This is a genomic window from Bacteroides sp. 3_1_13, from assembly GCF_001185845.1.
Lineage (GTDB): Bacteria > Bacteroidota > Bacteroidia > Bacteroidales > Bacteroidaceae > Bacteroides > Bacteroides xylanisolvens.
The window spans coordinates 1,412,431-1,433,968 of sequence record NZ_KQ236956.1; the positions used below are offsets into that span (position 1 = coordinate 1,412,431).

The 21,538-nt window shown below is 41.9% G+C and carries 19 protein-coding genes and 1 pseudogene; 6 read left to right on the forward strand and 14 right to left on the reverse strand.

What is annotated here, in order from left to right:
• Positions 1-61: 61 nt before the first annotated feature.
• The 3 genes from HMPREF9009_RS18245 to HMPREF9009_RS18255 form a co-directional block, all read right to left on the reverse strand.
• The gene (locus tag HMPREF9009_RS18245; RefSeq protein WP_004300412.1) at positions 62-385 is read right to left on the reverse strand and encodes a heavy-metal-associated domain-containing protein; all 324 of its coding nucleotides are present in this window, start codon (positions 383-385) and stop codon (positions 62-64) included.
• Positions 386-454: 69 nt separating this feature from the next.
• Positions 455-2,677 carry a TonB-dependent receptor gene (locus tag HMPREF9009_RS18250; RefSeq protein WP_049702939.1) on the reverse strand — a complete coding sequence of 741 codons (2,223 nt, stop codon included), beginning with the start codon at positions 2,675-2,677 and terminating at the stop codon, positions 455-457.
• Positions 2,678-2,801: 124 nt separating this feature from the next.
• Positions 2,802-3,200 carry a hypothetical protein gene (locus HMPREF9009_RS18255; protein ID WP_008640595.1) on the reverse strand — a complete coding sequence of 133 codons (399 nt, stop codon included), beginning with the start codon at positions 3,198-3,200 and terminating at the stop codon, positions 2,802-2,804.
• Positions 3,201-3,484: 284 nt separating this feature from the next.
• On the opposite strand from HMPREF9009_RS18255, the gene HMPREF9009_RS18260 reads away from it, so the two are divergent.
• The 6 genes and pseudogenes from HMPREF9009_RS18260 (at position 3,485) to gcvP (ending at position 10,136) form a co-directional block, all read left to right on the forward strand.
• The gene (locus HMPREF9009_RS18260; RefSeq protein WP_049702940.1) at positions 3,485-4,570 is read left to right on the forward strand and encodes a metallophosphoesterase; all 1,086 of its coding nucleotides are present in this window, start codon (positions 3,485-3,487) and stop codon (positions 4,568-4,570) included.
• A gap of 38 nt (positions 4,571-4,608) precedes the next feature.
• A pseudogene (locus HMPREF9009_RS18265) lies at positions 4,609-4,713 on the forward strand (DUF2492 family protein); the annotation flags it as partial.
• Between the two features lie 144 nt (positions 4,714-4,857).
• Positions 4,858-5,709, forward strand: coding sequence for a DUF3298 and DUF4163 domain-containing protein (locus HMPREF9009_RS18270; RefSeq protein WP_008640601.1), 852 nt, complete (start codon positions 4,858-4,860; stop codon positions 5,707-5,709).
• Positions 5,710-5,822: 113 nt separating this feature from the next.
• On the forward strand, positions 5,823-6,443 hold the full coding sequence (rsmG, locus tag HMPREF9009_RS18275; protein WP_049702941.1) for a 16S rRNA (guanine(527)-N(7))-methyltransferase RsmG: 621 nt from the start codon (positions 5,823-5,825) through the stop codon (positions 6,441-6,443).
• A 43-nt stretch (positions 6,444-6,486) separates the two neighbouring features.
• Positions 6,487-7,125, forward strand: a complete 639-nt coding sequence (locus tag HMPREF9009_RS18280) for an MBL fold metallo-hydrolase (protein ID WP_004311627.1) — start codon at positions 6,487-6,489, stop codon at positions 7,123-7,125.
• A 161-nt stretch (positions 7,126-7,286) separates the two neighbouring features.
• Entirely contained in the window at positions 7,287-10,136 is a 2,850-nt protein-coding gene (gcvP, locus tag HMPREF9009_RS18285; protein ID WP_049702942.1) for an aminomethyl-transferring glycine dehydrogenase, read from the forward strand.
• A 213-nt stretch (positions 10,137-10,349) separates the two neighbouring features.
• Here the strand turns inward: gcvP and HMPREF9009_RS18290 are convergent, their stop codons facing one another.
• From HMPREF9009_RS18290 to nqrE, 11 genes are all read right to left on the reverse strand, one after another.
• The gene (locus HMPREF9009_RS18290) at positions 10,350-10,919 is read right to left on the reverse strand and encodes a nitroreductase family protein (RefSeq protein ID WP_008643824.1); all 570 of its coding nucleotides are present in this window, start codon (positions 10,917-10,919) and stop codon (positions 10,350-10,352) included.
• A gap of 61 nt (positions 10,920-10,980) precedes the next feature.
• The gene (locus HMPREF9009_RS18295; RefSeq protein WP_008643830.1) at positions 10,981-12,066 is read right to left on the reverse strand and encodes an HpaII family restriction endonuclease; all 1,086 of its coding nucleotides are present in this window, start codon (positions 12,064-12,066) and stop codon (positions 10,981-10,983) included.
• A gap of 82 nt (positions 12,067-12,148) precedes the next feature.
• Positions 12,149-12,952: a C39 family peptidase gene (locus HMPREF9009_RS18300; protein WP_182425293.1), complete on the reverse strand. Its 804-nt coding sequence runs from the start codon at positions 12,950-12,952 to the stop codon at positions 12,149-12,151.
• Positions 12,953-12,973: 21 nt separating this feature from the next.
• Positions 12,974-13,591 (reverse strand): IMPACT family protein, encoded by a 618-nt coding sequence (locus HMPREF9009_RS18305; RefSeq protein WP_008022139.1) that lies wholly within the window; start codon positions 13,589-13,591, stop codon positions 12,974-12,976.
• A gap of 284 nt (positions 13,592-13,875) precedes the next feature.
• Complete coding sequence (locus HMPREF9009_RS18310) at positions 13,876-15,123, reverse strand: DUF1015 domain-containing protein (RefSeq protein ID WP_008643834.1); 1,248 nt, start codon at positions 15,121-15,123, stop codon at positions 13,876-13,878.
• A gap of 88 nt (positions 15,124-15,211) precedes the next feature.
• Positions 15,212-16,132: an NAD(P)-dependent oxidoreductase gene (locus HMPREF9009_RS18315; RefSeq protein WP_008022136.1), complete on the reverse strand. Its 921-nt coding sequence runs from the start codon at positions 16,130-16,132 to the stop codon at positions 15,212-15,214.
• Positions 16,133-16,239: 107 nt separating this feature from the next.
• Positions 16,240-17,307, reverse strand: coding sequence for a 3-phosphoserine/phosphohydroxythreonine transaminase (serC, locus tag HMPREF9009_RS18320; protein ID WP_008022134.1), 1,068 nt, complete (start codon positions 17,305-17,307; stop codon positions 16,240-16,242).
• A 431-nt stretch (positions 17,308-17,738) separates the two neighbouring features.
• Positions 17,739-19,073, reverse strand: a complete 1,335-nt coding sequence (locus HMPREF9009_RS18330; RefSeq protein ID WP_049702943.1) for a DEAD/DEAH box helicase — start codon at positions 19,071-19,073, stop codon at positions 17,739-17,741.
• Positions 19,074-19,119: 46 nt separating this feature from the next.
• Entirely contained in the window at positions 19,120-19,299 is a 180-nt protein-coding gene (locus tag HMPREF9009_RS18335) for a hypothetical protein (RefSeq protein WP_004306317.1), read from the reverse strand.
• A gap of 250 nt (positions 19,300-19,549) precedes the next feature.
• The gene (nqrF, locus tag HMPREF9009_RS18340; RefSeq protein ID WP_008022130.1) at positions 19,550-20,824 is read right to left on the reverse strand and encodes an NADH:ubiquinone reductase (Na(+)-transporting) subunit F; all 1,275 of its coding nucleotides are present in this window, start codon (positions 20,822-20,824) and stop codon (positions 19,550-19,552) included.
• An 18-nt stretch (positions 20,825-20,842) separates the two neighbouring features.
• A complete protein-coding gene (gene nqrE, locus HMPREF9009_RS18345; protein WP_004315904.1) occupies positions 20,843-21,469 on the reverse strand; it encodes an NADH:ubiquinone reductase (Na(+)-transporting) subunit E in 627 nt (208 codons plus the stop codon).
• Positions 21,470-21,538: the final 69 nt, after the last annotated feature.

Here is a 21,538-nt window from a genome sequence, read left to right on the forward strand (position 1 = left end):
AGAAGTTGGGGAAGAACCCTTGTTTGTTTATAGAAACAAGCTAATACAGGTATTTGTTCAATTACTTCTTATCAGCCTTCTGATCGTCTTTCTTTGTTTCTTTTACAAATTCGGCTTCATAACTGAACTTATTAAACCCTGCCTGCAACTTCTTTACATTCGTTTTTTCAGCGTCATACGTAATGGTTACCATTTTCGTTTTTACTTCGGTCGAAATATCCTTCAGCCCTTTCTCAAAACGCATATTGTCCTTTACTTTCTTTTCGCATTTCTCACAGTGCATCTGCGACACTTTAAATACAACAACACGAATATCTTTTGCCAATACAGCTGTTACACTCAAAAGAGCCACCACGCAAGTGGCCATCCATCTTTTTGTTCTCATTTTTCTTATCAGTTTAAAATTAATATTCTTTATTATGCGATCGTTTCTTTCATTCGCTATTTCCTGCTTTTACTCACTATTTCTAGCTAAGTTAAAACGTATTCCGATATATCCTTTTGCTCCGTGCACCGGTCCCCAAATCATGATAGAATCAAAGTTGTTCCCCCAGGGATTTGCCGCATCGATAATCGGATTCTTTTGTTTGAAGTTTGTCAGGTTCTCGCCTCCTACGTAGATAGACCAGCGGCGGAAGTAACGGGTCACCTGCAAGCTCAACTGCTCAAAACTGCCATAACGACGTTCCCAGGATAACTGTCCGTCTCCCAGTTCATAAGGAGTAGGCATCCTGCCGCCGCCATTCAGTTGCAGTGTGGCGTCAAACTGCCATATTCCCAGCGGAGTTTGGTAAGAAGCCGTGAGTAGTCCTTTATATTTGCTGGTCAGCGGTTTCTCCATTCGTTCACCTTTGTAGGTCGTTTTCGCATCCGTGAGCCGGTAAGCACCTGTCAGAGTGAATCCTTTGAAGAAAGGATAACTTGCTTCCACTTGGAACACATGCGAATAAGAGCGTCCATCCAAATTGTAGAAAGCTACTTCATGGGGGTTGCTATCCATATCCACTATCACTTGTTTCAGGAAATCCGTATAATAGTATTCTGCATTCACATTCAGCGTTTTGCCGAATATAGGGATATAAGTAGAGACGCTGGCACCGTAGTTCCACGCTTCTTCCATATCCAGGTTCTTTGCTATTTCCACCTTACGACTGCTGGAAAGCAGGTAGTTGTTTTCTGCCAACACATGATTGGTACGGTACCCTTTTCCGGCAGAAAGACGGAAATTCACATAATCATTCGGATTGTACTTAAGATGCGCACGCGGAGTCACGAAGAAACCATGTTCGTTACTGTAATCACCACGCAGACCGGCCATTACCATCCATTTATCATTCAGATTCAACGTATATTGCACGTAAGCACCGGGAACAGCTTCCTTTTCAAAGGCTTTGAGAGGATTGCCCGTTGTATTTTCCAAACGGTAATGTTGGTCATAAGCGTCATAATTGAAGCTCAACCCTGCGGAGAAACTATTTTGCGGATTAAATTCCGTTTCAAACATCAGCGAAGCATAGACGTTGGTTTGATCCACATTATACAGTTTGCGTCCATACGTAGCATCCTGATTGTGTAAAGTGGTGGAAAGAATCAAAGCCAGGTTCGTATTCTTCTCCTTATTAAAGATATAGGCATTCTTGGTGAAGAATTCATAGCGCTCCGTATCGATCCCTACTTTATACAGGTCACCGGAGTGCATTGTCCCTCCGTGATTGGCCTGTCCGCTGGTACGTGTTTCAGAAAGGGCTTTGATACCTGCCTGGAAAACATAATGGTCGCCCATGTATGCCCACCGGTTCCACACATTATACTGTTCTACCTGCGGAATATCCACAAATCCGTCATCGTTGCCATCATGCGCCTTGGTCTCATTTTCGTAATGCGCCAGCAGAGAAGTGCTCCATCGTTTGGAAAGTTTCAATGTAGCGTCCGCATTGGCTTCATATCGGTTGGTAGTGCTTGCAAAAAGATTGGCAGACACCCAATCGGCTTCCGGCAACTGTGGTTTCTTAAATTCTACGTTTATCTGTCCTGTGATGGCTTCATAACCATTCTTCACCGAAGATGTTCCTTTGGAGACCTGTATGCTCTGCATCCACGGACCGGGGACATATCCCAATCCATAAGGAGCGGCGGCTCCCCGATAATTCGGAATGTTTTCCGTCAACATCTGCACATAAGTGCCGGACAGCCCCAACAATTTAATTTGTTTTGCTCCTGTTGCCGCATCGGAATAACTCACATCTACTGAAGGGTTCGTCACAAAACTTTCACCCAGATTACAACAAGCGGCTCTACTCAATTCGGCACTGCTTATCATGTCTTCGTTCATTACGCTACTGCGCAATTTCATTGTTCCCAGTTTACGAGTGACAATATTCACTTCATTCAGCTCCACTCCGTCACGAAGCACAATATCCAGTTGTTGATTTTTACTGCTCACATGAATCGTATCGTTCTGAAAACCGATAAAGCTGACAATCAGCATGTGGCTTTTGGAAGGTTTAGTGATAGAAAAACGACCATCCTCTTTGGTTGTCACTCCTTGTCCTGTATTCATCCAGAACACATTGGCACCCGGAATAGCCTCCCCGGTACTATCTTTCACTGTTCCCCCTACTTGCGCATATATATTGCCGGCAAATAACAGGAACAGTCCTATTATCATATATTTCATTCTTTCTAAAGTTACTTTCGAGATACAAAATTAATTCATTTCTCATGCAACTTAGTTGCATTCAGTGTTGCTTTACTTTCATGTTCTATTGAAAGCAAAGGATTAAATAAGAAAGAAATAGTGGCTAAATAATGTAAGTGGAATATAACGCCAGCATCTGCCTCGAGCAGAGAGGTGGCGGAGAGGTCAGACTATCAAATTCTACCGGTTTATCCGCATAGGTCGGAGTCAACAGATAGCAGAAATGCTCACATAAAAGATCGACTGCCAAAACTGATACGGTCAGTTCGGTAGAGTGTTTCATCAGGTCGAGCTTATAAATCGTAGCCGTACAACCTTTTTCTTTGCAGTTTTTCTTTGAATCGCAAGTATGAGACTTTTTACACTTCGGACAGCCTGTATCACAGCAGCTCTGCACTGTCTCACAACGGGCACAGCAATAACGCACAATAGAGACTCCGCCTCCTGAATAGATAATCAGAAGAGAAAGGATTAGTGCTGTTATGTAGGCTAGTCTTTTCATTTCAGAGGACAAAGATAAGAATAAAAACAGATTTTCCTATCTATTTTCGTAATTAAGATTCAATCATCATTCAAAACGGTAGATTTACGTGCATTTCTTACCGGTTATTCTCCCCATAACCTCGTATTCCATCACCAGTATATTGAATACCAATTCATTGCAGACATATTTCCCGTTCATTATTTGGCTATTTTAGGGTCATATCAGCACTATTAACTCTTTTTACTCAACAATAAAACCTATCTTTGCCACAAATAAATTCACTGTTTTTTTAAGTAAACGCTATGCTTACATATCTACTCCTCATTATTACTTTTTATCTGGCAGGGAATACCTATATATTTATCAGAGCGACGCAGGCTCTGAAAGTAAAACCGCTTGGAGTAAAAATACTCTTAACCGTTTTATTTTGGACATGTGCCCTATCTTTCTTCGGTACGATGCTAGCCCGTAACCTGGAAATGCCTGTTTTTATCTCCCATTCGATGTACATCATTGGAACAAGTTGGCTGATATTTACCCTATACATGGCATTGTTCCTGCTATTGTTTGATATATTGAAATTATTCAAGGTGGTCTGCAAATATCGGTTTTATCTATCTTTTGCGTTCACATTGGGATTGCTGGGATATGGGGTGTACAACTATTATCATCCAGAAACTAATGTTGTCAGTATTTTAACTAATAAACAAAATGAAGATACTTCTCACGCAGTTAAAATCGTCGCGATAAGCGATGTTCATCTGGGAAACGGCACAGGAAAAGCCTCACTGAAGAAGTATGTGGAAATGATAAATGCACAGCATCCCGACTTGATACTGATTAGTGGCGACTTGATTGATAACAGTGTTGTACCTCTTTATACAGAGAATATGGCGGAAGAACTGGCCGAGTTGAAAGCTTCTATGGGCATCTACATGGTTCTTGGTAATCACGAATACATTAGTGGAATCGATGAAAGTATCCGGTATATAAAGAATACTCAAATACAACTTTTGCGTGATTCAGTAGTGACACTCCCCAACGGCATACAACTGATAGGCCGCGATGACCATCACAACCTCAAACGCCGTTCCCTGCAAGAACTGATGGCGAATGTTGATAAAAGCAAACCTATCATCTTGCTGGATCATCAACCCTTCAACCTGAAAGAAACAGAAGCGGCCGGCATCGACTTGCAATTCAGCGGACATACACATCACGGACAAGTATGGCCTATTAATTGGGTGACTGATTATATATTCGAGCAAAGTCACGGCTACCGTCAATGGGGAAACAGCCACGTGTACGTGTCTTCCGGATTGTCTCTTTGGGGGCCGCCTTTCAGAATAGGAACGCATAGCGAAATGGTTGTTTTCAACTTTCAATGAATAATATGCAGTTTTGTCACATATGTTACAGTTTCTAAATGGACGTAGATACCCTCATCATCGAATTTCTGAAAATGAAAGGGAAATTTATGCCTGCTGAAGATGGATTCACCGTAGATATCACTAAAGTTTGCAAGCATTGACGAGTGGATGCTATCCGGTAATCCTGTTTTAGAGGATAAATAGCTGCAAATTTTTCTGTTTTTATTAGCCCGATTCACGAATTTCATCTATATTTGTCAATAGTGAATGATAAAACAAATGTTGAATTTATAGAAAAAACGGGTATGAAAAAACAATATGTCAGTCTGCTTGCAATTATTCTTTCGGTTAGCGGCTTTTTGTTTTCTTGTCATGACAAGATGAACAAAAACACAGGTGCGTTACAGTTTGATAGCATTCAAGTGAATGAGACAGCACACCTCTTCAGTGATACAGCCAAACCGGCCTGCAATATCATTATAAATTTTGCTTATCCGGTAAAATCATCGGATGATATGCTGAAAGACAGTTTGAATTCTTATTTCATTTCGGCCTGCTTCGGTGATAAATACATCGGCGAAAAGCCGGAAGAAGTTGTAAAGCAATATACCGAGAACTATATCAGCGAATACCGCCGCGACCTCGAACCGATGTATGCCGAGGACGAGAAAGACAAAGAAGACGAATCTTCCATCGGAGCTTGGTATTCTTATTATAAAGGTATAGAGAGCCACGTACAACTGTATGATAAAGACCTGCTTGTATATCGTATCGACTACAACGAATATACCGGAGGTGCACATGGCATTTACATGGCTACTTTCCTGAACATGGACCTCACCCTGATGCGTCCGCTCCGTCTTGATGATATTTTTGTCGGAGACTACAAAGACGCATTGACCGACCTGATCTGGAACCAGCTCATGGCGGACAACAAAGTGAACACTCACGAAGCATTGGAAGACATGGGATATGCTTCCACTGGGGACATCGCTCCGACAGAAAATTTCTATCTAAGCAAAGAAGGAATCACCTTCTATTATAATGTATACGATATCACTCCTTATTCTATGGGACCTGTAAAGGTAACAATCCCATTTTCTATGATGGAGCATTTACTAGGCAGTAACCCAATTCTGGGAGAACTGAAAAATTAAATTTCATAAAAAGCTGAACACCAATGAATATCCTATTGTTATCACTCCCGTGTGACAGAATAGGATATTCATCCACATCTATCATTCAAAACTTATAACTCAAAACTCAAACAGTGGAAATCATACTGAAATATTTTCCTGATCTGACGGAAGAGCAGCGCAAACAGTTTGCAGCTCTATACGACCTCTACATTGACTGGAATTCTAAAATCAACGTAATCTCCCGCAAGGACATCGAGAATTTATATGAGCATCACGTGCTCCATTCGTTAGGCATTGCCAAAACAATCCAATTTCGCCCCGGAACCAGCATTATGGACCTGGGTACAGGAGGAGGTTTCCCCGGTATTCCTTTAGCCATCTTATTTCCCGAAGTAACATTTCACCTCGTGGACAGTATCGGCAAAAAAGTACGGGTAGCAACCGAAGTGGCAAATGCTATCGGACTGAAAAATGTAACGTTCCGCCATGCCCGCGCAGAAGAGGAGAAACGAACGTTCGACTTTGTTGTCAGCCGTGCCGTAATGCCTTTGGCGGATTTGATTAAGATTATCAAAAAGAATATCTCCTCAAAACAACAAAATGCATTACCCAACGGACTGATCTGTCTCAAAGGTGGCGAACTGGAGCATGAAACGATGCCGTTCAAGCATAAAACGGTCATTTATAACTTGAGCGATAGTTTCGAGGAAGAGTTCTTTCAAACCAAAAAAGTGGTATATGTTCCGATTTAAATAAGACTATATGTTCTGATAGATGATAAATCATAAAGAAACCATGAAAATAAAGAGATTTGAATTTAATATGTTTCCCGTAAACTGCTACGTATTATGGGATGACACTAAAGAAGCAGTCGTAATCGATCCCGGCTGTTTTTATGAAGAGGAAAAGCAGGCTCTGAAAAAGTTCATTCTTACCAATGAGCTGAATGTAAAGCATCTGCTGAATACTCATTTGCACCTGGATCATATCTTCGGAAATCCGTTCATGCTGAAAGAATTCGGATTATCGGCAGAAGCAAACAAAGCGGATGAGTACTGGATTGACGAAGCACCGAAACAAAGCAGAATGTTTGGTTTTCAGTTGCAGGAAGAGCCTGTACCACTGGGCAAATACCTGCATGACGGAGATATTATCACTTTCGGACATACCAAACTGGAAGCGATACACGTGCCCGGACATTCACCCGGTAGCTTGGTGTACTATTGCAAGGAAGATAACTGCATGTTCTCCGGCGATGTCCTGTTTCAGGGTAGCATCGGTCGTGCCGATCTCACAGGAGGCAACTTCGATGAACTGATAGAGCACATTTGCAGCCGTCTGTTTGTTCTCCCCAACGAAACTGTCGTTTACCCCGGACACGGTGCTCCTACGACGATCGGAATGGAGAAAGCTGAAAACCCATTTTTTAGATAAGAGAAGATTTAATGAGTTATGAATTCTGATTTATGATTTATGATTTGCCGTGCGGATGAAGTAGGTGTTGCGGCTGATTGAGGTTTATAAATCGGGAAAACATAAGAAAGCATAAATCAGAACTCATAATTCATAAATCATAAATCATAAATCATTAAGACATGAAAACCGATTTGTTAGCTAGCCGTCACATCGGCATCAATGAACAAGACACAGCCCTGATGCTCCGCAAAATTGGGGTGAACTCACTGGACGAACTGATTGATAAAACAATTCCCGCCAATATACGGCTGAAAGAGCCGCTGGCATTGACTAGTCCACTGACGGAATACGAATTTGGAAAACATATCGCCGAACTGGCAAATAAAAATAAACTATATACTACGTATATCGGTTTGGGATGGTACAACACGATTACCCCGGCTGTTATCCAGCGGAATGTATTCGAAAACCCGGTATGGTACACTTCTTACACTCCTTATCAGACAGAAGTGTCGCAAGGACGCCTGGAAGCGTTGATGAATTTTCAGACAGCCGTGTGCGACCTTACTGCCATGCCACTTGCCAACTGTTCACTTCTGGACGAAGCAACTGCCGCTGCCGAAGCCGTAAGCATGATGTATGCCATCCGCTCCCGTGCGCAACAGAAAGCCAATGCGAACGTAGTCTTTGTAGACGAGAATATTTTCCCACAAACATTGGCTGTTATGACTACACGCGCCGTGCCGCAAGGCATCGAACTGCGTGTAGGTAAATATAAGGATTTTGAACCTTCACCGGAAGTGTTTGCCTGCGTTCTACAATATCCAAACTCGAATGGAAACGCAGAGGATTATTCCGAATTTACAGAAAAAGCTCATGCCGCAGATTGCAAGGTAGCTGTCGCCGCCGATATTTTGAGTCTTGCCCTGCTGACTCCTCCGGGAGAATGGGGAGCAGATATTGTATTCGGAACTACACAACGTTTGGGTACTCCAATGTTCTATGGTGGTCCGTCGGCTGCTTTCTTTGCTACCAGAGACGAATACAAACGGAATATGCCGGGACGAATCATCGGATGGTCTAAAGATAAATATGGCAAACTTTGCTACCGGATGGCTTTGCAGACACGTGAACAGCATATCAAACGGGAAAAAGCAACTTCAAATATCTGTACCGCACAGGCATTATTAGCTACTATGGCAGGCTTTTACGCTGTTTATCACGGTCAGGAGGGTATCACTACAATTGCGTCGCGCATCCACAGTATCACTGTATTTCTTGAAAAGCAACTGAAGAAATGTGGATACACACAAGTCAACGTTCAATATTTTGACACCTTACGTTTTGAGTTGCCCGAACACGTTTCGGCACAACAAATCCGTACCATAGCGCTTAGTAAAGAAGTAAATCTGCGTTATTATGAAAATGGTGATGTCGGTTTCAGTATTGATGAAACAACAGATGTGGCAGCTGCCAATGTATTGCTCTCTATCTTTGCCATCGCTGCCGGAAAAGACTATCAGAAGGTAGACGATATCCCAGAAAAAAGCAATATCGACAAGGCTTTGAAACGGACAACTCCTTTCCTGACGCACGAAGTATTCAGCAAATATCACACGGAAACAGAGATGATGCGTTATATCAAACGTTTGGATCGCAAAGATATTTCGCTTGCACAATCGATGATTTCTCTCGGTTCATGCACCATGAAGCTGAATGCAGCTGCGGAAATGTTGCCTTTAAGTCGTCCCGAATTTATGGGTATGCACCCGCTGGTTCCGGAAGATCAGGCAGAAGGATATCGGGAATTAATTAAGAATTTAAGTGAAGATCTGAAAGTTATCACCGGATTTTCAGGGGTGAGTCTGCAACCCAATTCGGGTGCTGCGGGAGAATATGCAGGGCTTCGTGTAATCCGTGCTTATCTCGAAAGTATCGGTCAGGGACATCGGAACAAAGTCCTGATTCCAGCTTCGGCTCACGGAACAAATCCTGCGTCAGCTATACAGGCTGGATTTGTGACCGTCACCTGTGCCTGTGACGAACAAGGAAATGTAGAAATGGATGACCTACGTGCCAAGGCTGAAGAAAATAGAGATGAATTGGCAGCGCTGATGATTACTTATCCTTCTACACATGGTATCTTCGAAACAGAAATAAAGGAAATTTGCGACATCATTCATGCCTGTGGCGCACAAGTATATATGGATGGAGCCAATATGAATGCCCAAGTGGGATTGACCAATCCGGGATTCATCGGTGCGGATGTCTGCCACTTGAATCTTCATAAAACATTCGCTTCCCCTCATGGTGGCGGAGGTCCGGGAGTAGGTCCTATCTGTGTGGCCGAACATCTGGTTCCTTTCCTTCCCGGACATGGAATCTTCGGCAATTCGCAGAATCAAGTATCAGCTGCCCCATTCGGTAGTGCAGGTATTTTGCCTATCACGTATGGATATATCCGCATGATGGGTGCAGAGGGATTGACGCAGGCAACTAAGATCGCCATCCTGAATGCTAATTATCTGGCTGCTTGTCTGAAAGATACGTATGGAGTTGTCTATCGGGGAGCCAATGGTTTCGTAGGACACGAAATGATTCTGGAGTGTCGGAAAGTACATGAAGAAGCAGGCATCTCGGAAAATGATATTGCCAAACGTCTGATGGATTATGGTTATCATGCTCCTACCCTCTCCTTCCCTGTTCACGGTACATTGATGATTGAACCGACAGAAAGCGAGAGTTTGGCAGAACTGGACAATTTCGTAGATGTCATGCTGAATATCTGGAAGGAGATTCAGGAAGTGAAGAATGGCGAAGCTGATAAGGATGATAATGTGTTGATTAATGCTCCGCATCCGGAATACGAGATTGTTAGTGATCGTTGGGAACATTCGTACACACGCGAGAAAGCGGCTTATCCGATAGAAAGTGTACGTGATAACAAATTCTGGATCAATGTAGCTCGTGTAGATAATACATTGGGCGACCGTAAGTTACTACCAACTCGTTATGGCACTTTTGAATAAAGGTGATTTATTGTAGAAATCAATTCATTAGAAAAGATTTTTAGAAGCATCTCAATAAGAAATAATCCCGGGGCTCAATGAATGTAAGCCCCGGGATTATTTTTATCAGCCCAGGACTGAATAAACAAAAGCCCTAGAGATGCATCAATTATCCCCAAGGCTCATATTTTGTGATATGGAATGTAAATCCAACTACAATTCTGAATATTTTTTCTACTTGACAATCGTTACCGTATCAGCCTTCACCTTTTTCTCTTTCATTGGAATCTTCGAATCAGCATACCCCAAAGCCACGCAACCATAGACTTTATGATTGGCAGGAACACCTAAAGAGGTAATATATTCACGAACTTCAGGATCATCACACGTTGTGCCCAACTGGTTGATCCAGCAAGAGCCGATTCCTAAAGAATGGGCAGCCAGAAACATATTTTCTATTGCACAAGCACAATCCATACCAGCCCACCATTGTGTAGGTTCATTGGATACAATCACCAAAGTCGGAGCATGATAATAACAACAATAGGTCTTGCTATGTCCACGCTCTTGCAAACGGGAATCATCGCTTTTTGCAAAAGCTCCTTTAATGCGTTCATTCAGTTCTGTCAATTTATCTACATTTTGAATAGCAGTAAAGTGCCATGTTTCCAAATGCATTCCACTGGGTGCATAAGTTGCAGCTTCCAGAATAGCCTGCAAATCTTCTTCTGAAACTTGCTGACTAGTATAAGCCCGTACACTACGACGTGCTTTAATGTTCTCTAAAACTTCATTCGTTTTCATGAATAACAAGTTTTTTATATATATCGAATCAAAATTTCACCACAGAATTCTAATTTATCATTTACCTTTTAACTAGCCCAATCTTTGCATTCAGTTTGAAATAATAGACTCCATTCTCTCTTTCCAAAAATCCGTATTTATCCTTCTCCAAAGATCCTTTTTCCAAACGGGTATTTTGAAACAAAAAGTCTTCCATTACTTGCTTTTCTGATTTATGATAACAGAGCACCTCTCCACTTCCGCCCACTAACAGAATACCTTCCACAGCCGAATCCAATCCATTATAAATCTTTGCGGGACGCATACCTAAAGCTAATGCCATCAAGAACTGCTTCATCTTAAACTCATAAAACTTATGCTTGTTTATCAGTTCATCTTTAATCTTTAACGGATTCATTTGTTTGATAACTTCCGTCAGCTCACTAATGCGAGAGATACCATCCAAATGCATAATACGAACCATTTCTGTCAAGACACGTGGAAAATGCAGGTCAATCATCAGAAGATTGCTACGGAATACCCGGTCGGCTACATCAGAATATTTAAGTACACCGCCCAATCGTTCGATCATCATCATTCGCTCGGCAACCTCATTGGGAGATTCAGGCAAAGCATTGATTTTATTCACTGTGGGAGTGGCAAATTTGACTCCACTCTGTTCCAGTTTTAGATTTGCAGCACGTCCTCCGTCCAGTAACGGATTCATTACACCCAAACGTGAACGAACATTAAAACCTCTCAACGGAGCTTCCGGATGCCAAAATGCAATGGAGAAATCAGTACGATCTTCTGTTTTTGCTTCCAAATCGAAAATGGCTGCTTCGTCTAAAAACTCTTCTACTCCTTCCGGAGAGGTTACGTCATCTTCCGAAGAAGATTTCACAGCCCGTAATATCAAATCAGCTACAATACCAAAGTCTTCGCGAGGCATGGATTTAGTTCCGCTCTCTGCTTCTATACGAATCGTATCTTCCTCAATATAATATTGACGTGTTCCATCATGTTCTTCCCGTTGAATCATTGCAATAGGCCAAGATGTTTCTCCCGCCTTTGCGTCTGCTGTGCCTAGCACTACTTTTCCGTCTGTCAGGAGACGAAAGAAAGAATAGAGTTCGCACCATTCTTTTTTGGTTGCTTCGAATGCCATATATCTTTGTTCTTCTTTATTTTACTAATGTTCTTTTTATCCTAATTTTACTAAGAATATTTCTATCTTCACAATGAATTGCTTACTGATTAATAACCTGCGGTAAGGTTGCAGGCAACGCAACAGGAGGTACTATATGAGTTACCTCCTCCAAAGGAGGAAGCTTGCCTACTTGTGCAAACAGGGAGTTTCGAATCCATTCTTTAGGAGTGACTATGATAAATCGTCCCGTCCAGCAACCATCAAAATAGGAAGGATTGCCCGGCTGTTTCTTTATTGGATAGCAGATATTTTCTCCTTTACTCCGCATCTCCGGCGAACGTCCGGGGTCATTTACCCACACATGTTTATCGTCAATGCCACGAAGCACCATCCAGTGCCCTCTCGGACCGGGACGCAAACCACGAACTGCTCCTGTATATCTCACATTCACAAGCACAGGTATACCACGATCAATATAATCTTTCAATACCCGGTAATCCTTCTGCTGGAAATGTTCGGCACTTATCATATTTTCATAATAACGTGTCAAAGAATCAATTTCAAAAGAATAATATCCTCCCTGTCCTATCGATGTACGACGACGGAAAGGGGCACGTTTTTTCAGAAAGTAGTTGCGTTGATATTCTATCAGTTTTTTTTCTGCATCCTGGGCTGTACGTTGTGTATCGGTCGTCATGCCTTTAAAGTAGTCAAAGACCATTAACGAAGAAGCCAGAGAACAATGCGAGTAAGGACATCCCGTGATTTTCTGCGAATACCACGGAACAGGGATATTATTAGGAGCGAGCTTTTGAGTCTCCTGTGCTTGTACTTGCGTCTGAACGCTTATCAAAGCAAAGAAGCTTAAAAACAAATTGAAAATTATATGATATTTATTTCTCATGCAATATTTTAAATATCTTACTTACAATACATTCTCATCATCAAGAATACGAGCTGTCTCCACCTTTTCCAAACGAGCACGCAATTTAGGCATCATCGAACGACGAATACGTAACGTCATACTACAATCCATGTCATACGACTGATTGAGAATTTCTGGTTCCTCCTCTTTCACAATGCGCATCACGTCATTCATGAAAGGATATTCAAACATTACCGTCACGTCTTCATCTACTGTCTTTTCTATAATTGTAGCGGCAGCAATAGCTTCAGCAGCGGCAGCCTTGTAAGCCACGATCAATCCGCTTGTCCCTAACTTGATTCCTCCAAAATAACGAACTACTACAATCAGGATATCCGTCAGTTCATTTGAATTTATCTGTCCGAGAATGGGTTTTCCCGCTGTTCCGGAAGGTTCTCCATTGTCATTGGCACGGAAATCCTTTCGTGCAGCTCCCAACATATAGGCATAACATACGTGTCGTGCGTCATAATACTTTTTCTGATACGTTTCAAGATGTATTTTTATCTCATCGAGAGTACGCACAGGAAGGGCTATAGCAATGAACTTGCTTCGTTTTTCCGTATAAATACCTTCGGAAGGTTCAATGATGGTTTTATAAGTATCTTCAGCAGTCATGCTGCAAAGATACGGCTTTAATAAGAAAAGTCAATCTATCGTTTGGAAATATTAATGTTCCACTTACCAATGAGATGTAGCTGGGAATATAAAAATCTTTGTTGGCAGATTTTCATCTACAAGATAGTGACGCTATCCAATAAAAATAGTGACGGTATACCACAAGGATACCGTCACCATCCCGGGCATATACCGTCACTATTTTTTTTATCTTAATCGGGTGTTACATTTATTGATATAGCTTACATCAGCAACGTCTTTTTTGCATCATCCGATAGAATTTCCTAATCCAATTTATGAATTACCAACCCCGAACGAAGTTTAGGTTCAAACCAAGTTGTCTTCGGTGGCATGATATTACCTGTATCTGCAATATCCATCAATTGTTTCATAGATACAGGATAAAGAGCCAGAGCCACTTTCATTTCACCGCTATCCACACGCTTCTTGAGTTCTCCCAATCCACGGATGCCGCCCACAAAATCAATACGCTTGTCCGAACGCAAATCCTTTATACCCAAAATTTCATCCAAAATCAGGTTGGAAGAAATGGTAACATCAAGCACACCAATAGGGTCGTTATCATTGTATGTACCTGTCTTGGCTGTCAGACTGTACCATTTACCACCCAGATAGAGTGAGAAGTTATGTAAGCCGGATGGTTTATAGATATCCGCACCCTTCTCTTCTACTATAAAGTTTTTATCAAGTGCAGCCAGGAATTGCTCGGGAGTCAAACCATTGAGATCTTTCACTACACGATTATAGTCGATGATGGTTAGCTGGTTTGCAGGGAAGCAAACAGCCATGAAGTAATTATATTCTTCATCACCCCGATGATTCGGATTTTGCTTTGCTTTCTCTGCTCCCACTAGTGCAGCAGCGGCAGAACGGTGATGTCCGTCGGCAATATAAAGAGCCGGCATCTTAGCAAATTCGGCAGTAATAGCAGCAATATCCTCATCTTGATCGACAATCCAGAAAGTATGTCCAAAACCATCCCCCGGAGCGATGAAGTCATAAACAGGCTTGTTTGCCGTATACTTCTTGATAATAACATCCAACTTCTCATTATCCGGATAAGCAAAGAAAACAGGCTCAATGTTAGCGTTGTTCACACGGACATGCTTCATACGGTCTTCTTCCTTGTCACGACGGGTAAGCTCATGTTTTTTGATAATCCCATTCATATAATCGGGAACGTATGCACCAACTACCAATCCGTATTGCGTTTTCCCGTTCATCGTTTGGGCATAGATATAATAATTTTCCTTATTATCCTGCACCAACCAACCTTTGTCCTGAAACAGTTGGAAATTCTCGGCAGCTTTAGCATACACTTGTTCGTCGTGTTCGTCCGTACCGACAGGGAAATCTATTTCCGGTTTAATAATATGATAAAGAGACTTTTCGTTACCTTCCGCTTCTGCGCGGGCTTCTTCTGAATTCAATACATCATAAGGACGTGAAGCGACCTGTTCTACGAGGTCTTGCGGAGGACGAATGCCCTTGAAAGGTTTAATTATTGCCATGATATTAGTATTTTATATGTAAAAAATTAAAGCCACAGACTTATTGAAAATCTGTGGCTCAAATATACTACTTATTTCTAAAAGAATCTTATTTGTTTACTCTAAATTTCTCGCAACCATCTTTCAGGAAGCCTACAATTTGTTGAGCGGCAGCAATACCGGCATTGATATTTGCTTCAGCAGTTTGAGCACCCATCTTCTTTGGAGTTGAGAAATAACGTCCGGCAAATTTCTCTGCAAATTCTGCGTTAGCAACAGGCATAATATCTGTGATATATTTGAAGTCTGCACGCTCTTCCATCAATTTAATCAGTTCTGCTTCGTTGATAACTTCCTTACGGGCAGTGTTTACCAACATAGCACCTTTCGGCATATCTTTCAGCAGAGCATAATTGATAGAATTTTTCGTTTCGGCAGTTGCCGGTATATGAAGAGATACCACCTGACAAGTCTTATACAGTTCTTCTGCCGAATCAAGTGCTTTCACACCATCTTTTTCGATTACTTCTTTCGGGCAGAATGCGTCGTAAGCATACACTTCCATTCCGAAACCTTTGGCAACACGGGCTACATTACGACCTACGTTTCCATAAGCATGAATACCCAGTTTTTTGCCCATCAATTCTGTACCGGAAGTTCCGTTATAGAAATTACGGACAGCATATACCATCATACCCAAAGCAAGTTCGGCAACAGCATTAGAGTTTTGTCCCGGAGTGTTCATCACACATACGTTGTGAGCAGTGGCAGCAGCCAGGTCAACGTTGTCATATCCTGCACCGGCACGTACTACGATTTTCAATTCTTTGGCAGCATCAAGCACCTCTGCATCAATAATATCACTACGGATAATGATAGCATTAGCATCTTTCACTGCATCCAGCAATTGAGCCTTATCTGTATATTTCTCAAGTAAAGCAAGCTCGAATCCAGCTGCTTCTATTTCTTTACGGATACCGTCTACTGCAACTTTAGCAAACGGTTTTTCTGTAGCTACAAGTACTTTCATAATTTAATTCTATTTATAAAGACTCACCACAGATTACGCAGATTTTCACAGATTATAGAATTTAGGAATCTGTGCTAATTCGTGTAATCTGTGGTGAAAATAATATATTAATGAAGTTTTTCAAATTCCTGCATGCAGTCAATCAAAGCTTGTACGCTTTCTTTCGGTAAAGCATTGTAGCAAGATGCACGAAAACCACCCACAGAACGATGTCCTTTGATACCTACCATACCTCTTTCAGTGGCAAACTTCAAGAAGTCAGCTTCAAGGTCTTTGTATTCGGGAGCCATCACGAAACAGATGTTCATGCGTGAACGGTCTTCTTTGGCAGCAGTACCCACGAACATTTTGTTGCGGTCGATTTCAGCATACAACATATCCGCTTTTTCAATGGCACGACGTTCCATTTCTTTCACACCACCTTGTGCTTTGATCCAACGAAGGTTCAGCAATGCAGCATAGATGGGCACTACCGGAGGAGTATTGAACATAGAACCATTATCAATGTGTGTCTGATAATTCAGCATTGACGGAATGTAACGAGAAACCTTACCTACAGCATCATTCTTAACAATAACGAATGTAACACCTGCAGGAGCCAGATTCTTTTGTGCACCACCATAAATACAGATATATTTAGAAACGTCAATCGGACGTGAGAAAATATCAGAAGACATATCGGCAACCATCGGAACCGGAGAATCGAGGTCTTTCTTCAATTCTGTACCGTAAATCGTGTTGTTAGTAGTGATGTGGAAATAATCTGCGTCTGTCGGGATTGTGTAATCTTTTGGGATATAAGTATATGTAGCTTCAGCAGAGGAAGCAACTTCTACAACTTCACCAAACCCTTTAGCTTCTTTCATTGCTTTCTTAGCCCACACACCAGTGTTCAGGTAAGCAGCTTTTTTTTCCAGGAAGTTATAAGGAACCATGCAGAACTCCATACTAGCACCTCCACCCAGGAACAGTACCGAATAGCCTTCGGGGATATTGAGTAATTCCTTGAATAATGCCTCTGCTTCGTCAACCACAGGTTGGAAGTCTTTGGCACGGTGGCTGATTTCCATCAAAGAGAGACCAGAGCCGTTGAAATCTAAAATAGCCTTCGCTGTATCCTCTATCACCTCACGCGGAAGAATGGAAGGTCCTGCATTGAAATTATGCTTTTTCATTTGAAGTTTGTTTTTGGTTTAACAATTTCGTTACTTTTGTCTTTTGACCTTGCGAATTTACGAATTTATTCCCATCGCACAAATCTTTCCTTATAAAAATACTGTTTTAAAGCAGATTTTCCTTTCTTTTTATTGGTTTATACAGGATATATACACCATATTGTTATCTATAGATGTCAAGTATGGGATAAAAGTCGAGATTGAAATAGAACCGGAGATATTGATGATAAAACAAAAGATTAATGCAATAAAAATGAATATTTATAAACTACAACAGTGAATTCAGCTTAGATTAACAGGGAAATGAAGTGAAAAGTAAAACATCTTTGGAAATAATGTAATCATCCCTATGCTCAATGACTAGTGAACATAGGGACGATTGTAAATAATAAAAGAGGACTTTAAGAGTTCTATATTACAAAAAAAGAGTTTTACTTCGCTTCCTCAATAATAGTCTTCATTCCTTTTATTTTCTCTCCTTGAATCAGATTCAGGAGTTGCTTCACCTTAGCCCGGCGAACGGCAACGAAAGCATAATGTTCTTTGACATCAATCGCTCCGACATCTTCGCGAGTCAGATTTCCTTTTTTATATAAGAATCCGGCAATATCGATCCGACTAAGTTTCTCCTTCTTTCCTTTACCTATATATATAGTAGCCCAGAGCGATTTCGGAGGCCGGGGAGGGTTTTCAGGCAACGCCACTGTTTCCATTTCTTCCGGGATATAAGAAGGAAGTTTCTCTTCGGCATGAAGAATCAGATAAGACGTTCCGGTCGCATCCCAACGCGCTGTACGTCCGTTGCGGTGCGTAAAGGCTTCTTCATTGACCGGCAAATGATAATGGATGATATGTCCGACTTCCGGAATATCCAGTCCACGGGCTGCCAGATCGGTAGAAATCAATACATGACAACTGCCATTACGGAACTTGTAAAGCGCACGTTCACGGTCCGGCTGTTCCATACCACCATGAAAACGTTCTGCGAGTAGTTTTTTATCCGCCAATAACTGATGTACACGGTCCACCGCATCCCGATGATTACAAAACACGATGCTCGAACTGCTCCCCAATGTACAAAGCAGGTTATATAAAGTATCAATCTTATCTTTGGAAGGTGAAAGCACCTTCATCAATTTCAAGCGCGACTCTTGTTCTTCAGAATCGTCCGAAAGGAAGTTCAACTTAACTGTGCGGTTCAATCCTGTAAATTCGGGAATCTCTGCCGCATCAGTAGCTGAAAGCAACATACGTTTTTTTAATCCCGGAAGCTGGGTGATAATCTCTGCCATTTCATCGTGGAAACCAAACTCCAACGATTTGTCGAACTCGTCGATAATTAAAGTTTCAATGGTTTCGGGATTGAAATTTCCTTTAGACAGATGGTCGGTGATACGTCCCGGAGTACCAATGATGATAGCAGGATGATTGCCCAATATACTTTTCTTTTCTTCGGCGATAGGATGCCCACCGTAACAACAGCAGGTTTTCCAGGAAGTCCCCATTGCTTTGAATACAGAATCTATCTGTAAGGCCAGCTCACGCGAAGGAACGAGAATCAAAACCTGCACGCTGTCATCGTTCGGTTTTAGAGTAAGGAGTAAAGGTAACAGATAGGCCAGCGTCTTGCCCGATCCTGTCGGTGACAACAGTATAACGTCTTTTCTTCCGGTAGCTTGTTCAAGTGATGCTTCCTGCATCGGATTCAGCTCCTCAATCTTCAAATTGCGGAGAGCCGACTGTATAATTTCATTTTTCTCTAACATGGGGGCAAAGATACAAAAAGGAAAGAGTACGGAGATAAAAATGCAATCAAACTTTAGCCATGCCGGTCAATATATAATAACCTTTCAGATTATTCTCTTTCATGTAAATGGTTACTTCTGCCCTACAAGCTGTAACTAAGGCATATCCCGTTAAACTTGAACTCATAGCTTTGACAAATGAATACTCTGTATCATTGTGAATAAAAGATATACGATGATATTCCATAACCTATTGTACTTTAATAATTCTATTGTGTAGCCAAATATACGAATATAATAGATAAGTACGGATAAAAAAGGAGAACTATCTTTAAAACAGACATAAAATAGATACAAACCATAACGGAAAGACATTATGAGATAATAGTAAAAAAAAGCGGGAAATCGAAGAAGCATTACTGCTTTTCAGATTTCCCACTCTGTGTTTATGTAACCTTTCCGGTCATTGTTCCGACCGGTTTGTTCTCTTCTGCGAATTATCCTCCGAAGTTGTCGAACATCAGGTTCTGTGCCGGAACGCCAAGATCGTCGAGCATCTTCTCAACAGCTTTCGACATCGGACCAGGACCACACATGTAGTATTCAATATCTTCAGGAGCTTCGTGATTCTTCAGGTAAGTTTCGTAAATTACGTTGTGAACGAATCCCGGAGTGTACTTCACGCCTGCAGCATCAGCAGCAGGGTCCGGACGGTCGAGAGCCAAATGGAAAGTGAAATTCGGGAAGTCCTTTTCGATTTGCAGGAAATCTTCCAGATAGAACACTTCGTTCAGCGCACGGGCACCATAGAAGTAAGACATCTTACGGTCAGTAGTATGCAATGTCTTGGTCAAGTGCATGATTTGCGCACGCAACGGAGCCATACCGGCACCACCACCAATCCACATCATTTCCTTCTTAGAATCGAAGATTGGGTGGAAGTCTCCGTAAGGACCGCTCATTATTACCTTGTCACCCGGTTTAAGAGTAAAGATATAAGAAGAAGCGATACCCGGCATTACGTCCATAAATCCAGGACCTTGTTCTTTCGGTTTGAACGGCGGAGTAGCGATACGTACTGTCAACATGATACGGTCACCTTCGGCAGGATAGTTGGCCATAGAGTAAGCACGGATTGTTTCCTCGTCGTTCTTACACTTCAGACCCAGCAAACCAAATTTCTCCCATGCAGGAAGATATTCATCACCAATCAAGCTCTTATCAATGTCCTTGTCATAGTCCATTGAGAATTTAGGAATCTTAATCTGTGCGTAAGAACCCGGGATAAAGTCCATGTGTTCGCCTTTAGGCAGAGCAACGATGAACTCTTTGATAAATGTAGCCACGTTCTTGTTGGAGATTACTTCGCACTCCCACTCTTTCACGCCAAGTACAGATTCGTCAATCTTGATTGACATATCGCCTTTCACTTTCACCTGACAGCCCAGACGCCAGTGGTCTTGCTGCTGTTTGCGACTGAAGTGAGGAACCTCAGAAGGTAGGATTTCGCCGCCTCCTTCGAGTACTTGGCATTTGCACTGTCCGCAAGATCCCTTACCACCACAAGCAGATGACAGGAATATCCCATTTACAGACAGCGTATTCAACAAAGTAGAACCGGAAGCCACTTCCAATTCCTTTTCGCCGTTGATTGTCAGTTTTACGTTTCCTGATGGTACCAGGAAATTCTTAGCAACCAACAAGATTACAACAAGCAACAGAATAACCACAAGGAATACCCCAATGCTCGCTAATATTAAATTCATATCCATTGTCTTATTCCTTTCTTTTTAGATGTTCAAACCAGAGAAACACATAAATGCGATTGCCATCAGACCTACTGTGATAAATGTGATACCCAAGCCCTTCAATGGAGCAGGTACGTCAGAGTAAGCCATTTTCTCGCGGATAGCAGCCAGACCTACGATAGCCAGCAACCAACCGATACCAGAGCCTAATGCATAAGAAAGGGCATCCCAAATATCACCAATGTATTTCGGATCACTCGGACCCAGATTGATACGTTGTTGCATAAACAGAGAGGCACCCATGATCGCACAGTTAACAGCAATCAACGGCAGGAAGATACCCAGCGAAGCGTACAGTGACGGAGTGAAGCGTTCTACCACCATCTCCACCAATTGCACGATACCGGCAATTACGGCAATGAAAAGAATAAAACTCAAGAAGCTAAGGTCGACACCTTCAATGATAGCATTGGCAGCCAGCACCTTAGTTTGCAACAGGTAGTTGACCGGAAGCGTCACCAGCAACACGAAAGTCACGGCGATACCCAGTCCTACGGCAGTCTTCACATTCTTCGAAACAGCCAGGTATGAACACATACCCAAGAAGAATGCGAATATCATGTTGTCCACAAAGATAGAGCGGACGAATAAACTTAATAAATGTTCCATAATTCTTTTTGATTTATGATTTATGATTTATAATTTATGATTCAGCAGACTTATCATGCGACTATGACT

Excerpts from the sequence above, each read along its gene's own strand:
- HMPREF9009_RS18245 (WP_004300412.1), bottom strand. The coding sequence starts at position 385 with ATGAGAACAAAAAGATGGATGGCCACTTGCGTGGTGGCTCTTTTGAGT.
- HMPREF9009_RS18250 (WP_049702939.1), bottom strand. The coding sequence starts at position 2,677 with ATGAAATATATGATAATAGGACTGTTCCTGTTATTTGCCGGCAATATA.
- HMPREF9009_RS18255 (WP_008640595.1), bottom strand. The coding sequence starts at position 3,200 with ATGAAAAGACTAGCCTACATAACAGCACTAATCCTTTCTCTTCTGATT.
- HMPREF9009_RS18260 (WP_049702940.1), top strand. The coding sequence starts at position 3,485 with ATGCTTACATATCTACTCCTCATTATTACTTTTTATCTGGCAGGGAAT.
- HMPREF9009_RS18270 (WP_008640601.1), top strand. The coding sequence starts at position 4,858 with ATGAAAAAACAATATGTCAGTCTGCTTGCAATTATTCTTTCGGTTAGC.
- HMPREF9009_RS18280 (WP_004311627.1), top strand. The coding sequence starts at position 6,487 with ATGAAAATAAAGAGATTTGAATTTAATATGTTTCCCGTAAACTGCTAC.
- gcvP (WP_049702942.1), top strand. The coding sequence starts at position 7,287 with ATGAAAACCGATTTGTTAGCTAGCCGTCACATCGGCATCAATGAACAA.
- HMPREF9009_RS18290 (WP_008643824.1), bottom strand. The coding sequence starts at position 10,919 with ATGAAAACGAATGAAGTTTTAGAGAACATTAAAGCACGTCGTAGTGTA.
- HMPREF9009_RS18295 (WP_008643830.1), bottom strand. The coding sequence starts at position 12,066 with ATGGCATTCGAAGCAACCAAAAAAGAATGGTGCGAACTCTATTCTTTC.
- HMPREF9009_RS18300 (WP_182425293.1), bottom strand. The coding sequence starts at position 12,952 with ATGAGAAATAAATATCATATAATTTTCAATTTGTTTTTAAGCTTCTTT.
- HMPREF9009_RS18305 (WP_008022139.1), bottom strand. The coding sequence starts at position 13,591 with ATGACTGCTGAAGATACTTATAAAACCATCATTGAACCTTCCGAAGGT.
- HMPREF9009_RS18310 (WP_008643834.1), bottom strand. The coding sequence starts at position 15,123 with ATGGCAATAATTAAACCTTTCAAGGGCATTCGTCCTCCGCAAGACCTC.
- HMPREF9009_RS18315 (WP_008022136.1), bottom strand. The coding sequence starts at position 16,132 with ATGAAAGTACTTGTAGCTACAGAAAAACCGTTTGCTAAAGTTGCAGTA.
- serC (WP_008022134.1), bottom strand. The coding sequence starts at position 17,307 with ATGAAAAAGCATAATTTCAATGCAGGACCTTCCATTCTTCCGCGTGAG.
- HMPREF9009_RS18330 (WP_049702943.1), bottom strand. The coding sequence starts at position 19,073 with ATGTTAGAGAAAAATGAAATTATACAGTCGGCTCTCCGCAATTTGAAG.
- HMPREF9009_RS18335 (WP_004306317.1), bottom strand. The coding sequence starts at position 19,299 with ATGGAATATCATCGTATATCTTTTATTCACAATGATACAGAGTATTCA.
- nqrF (WP_008022130.1), bottom strand. The coding sequence starts at position 20,824 with ATGGATATGAATTTAATATTAGCGAGCATTGGGGTATTCCTTGTGGTT.
- nqrE (WP_004315904.1), bottom strand. The coding sequence starts at position 21,469 with ATGGAACATTTATTAAGTTTATTCGTCCGCTCTATCTTTGTGGACAAC.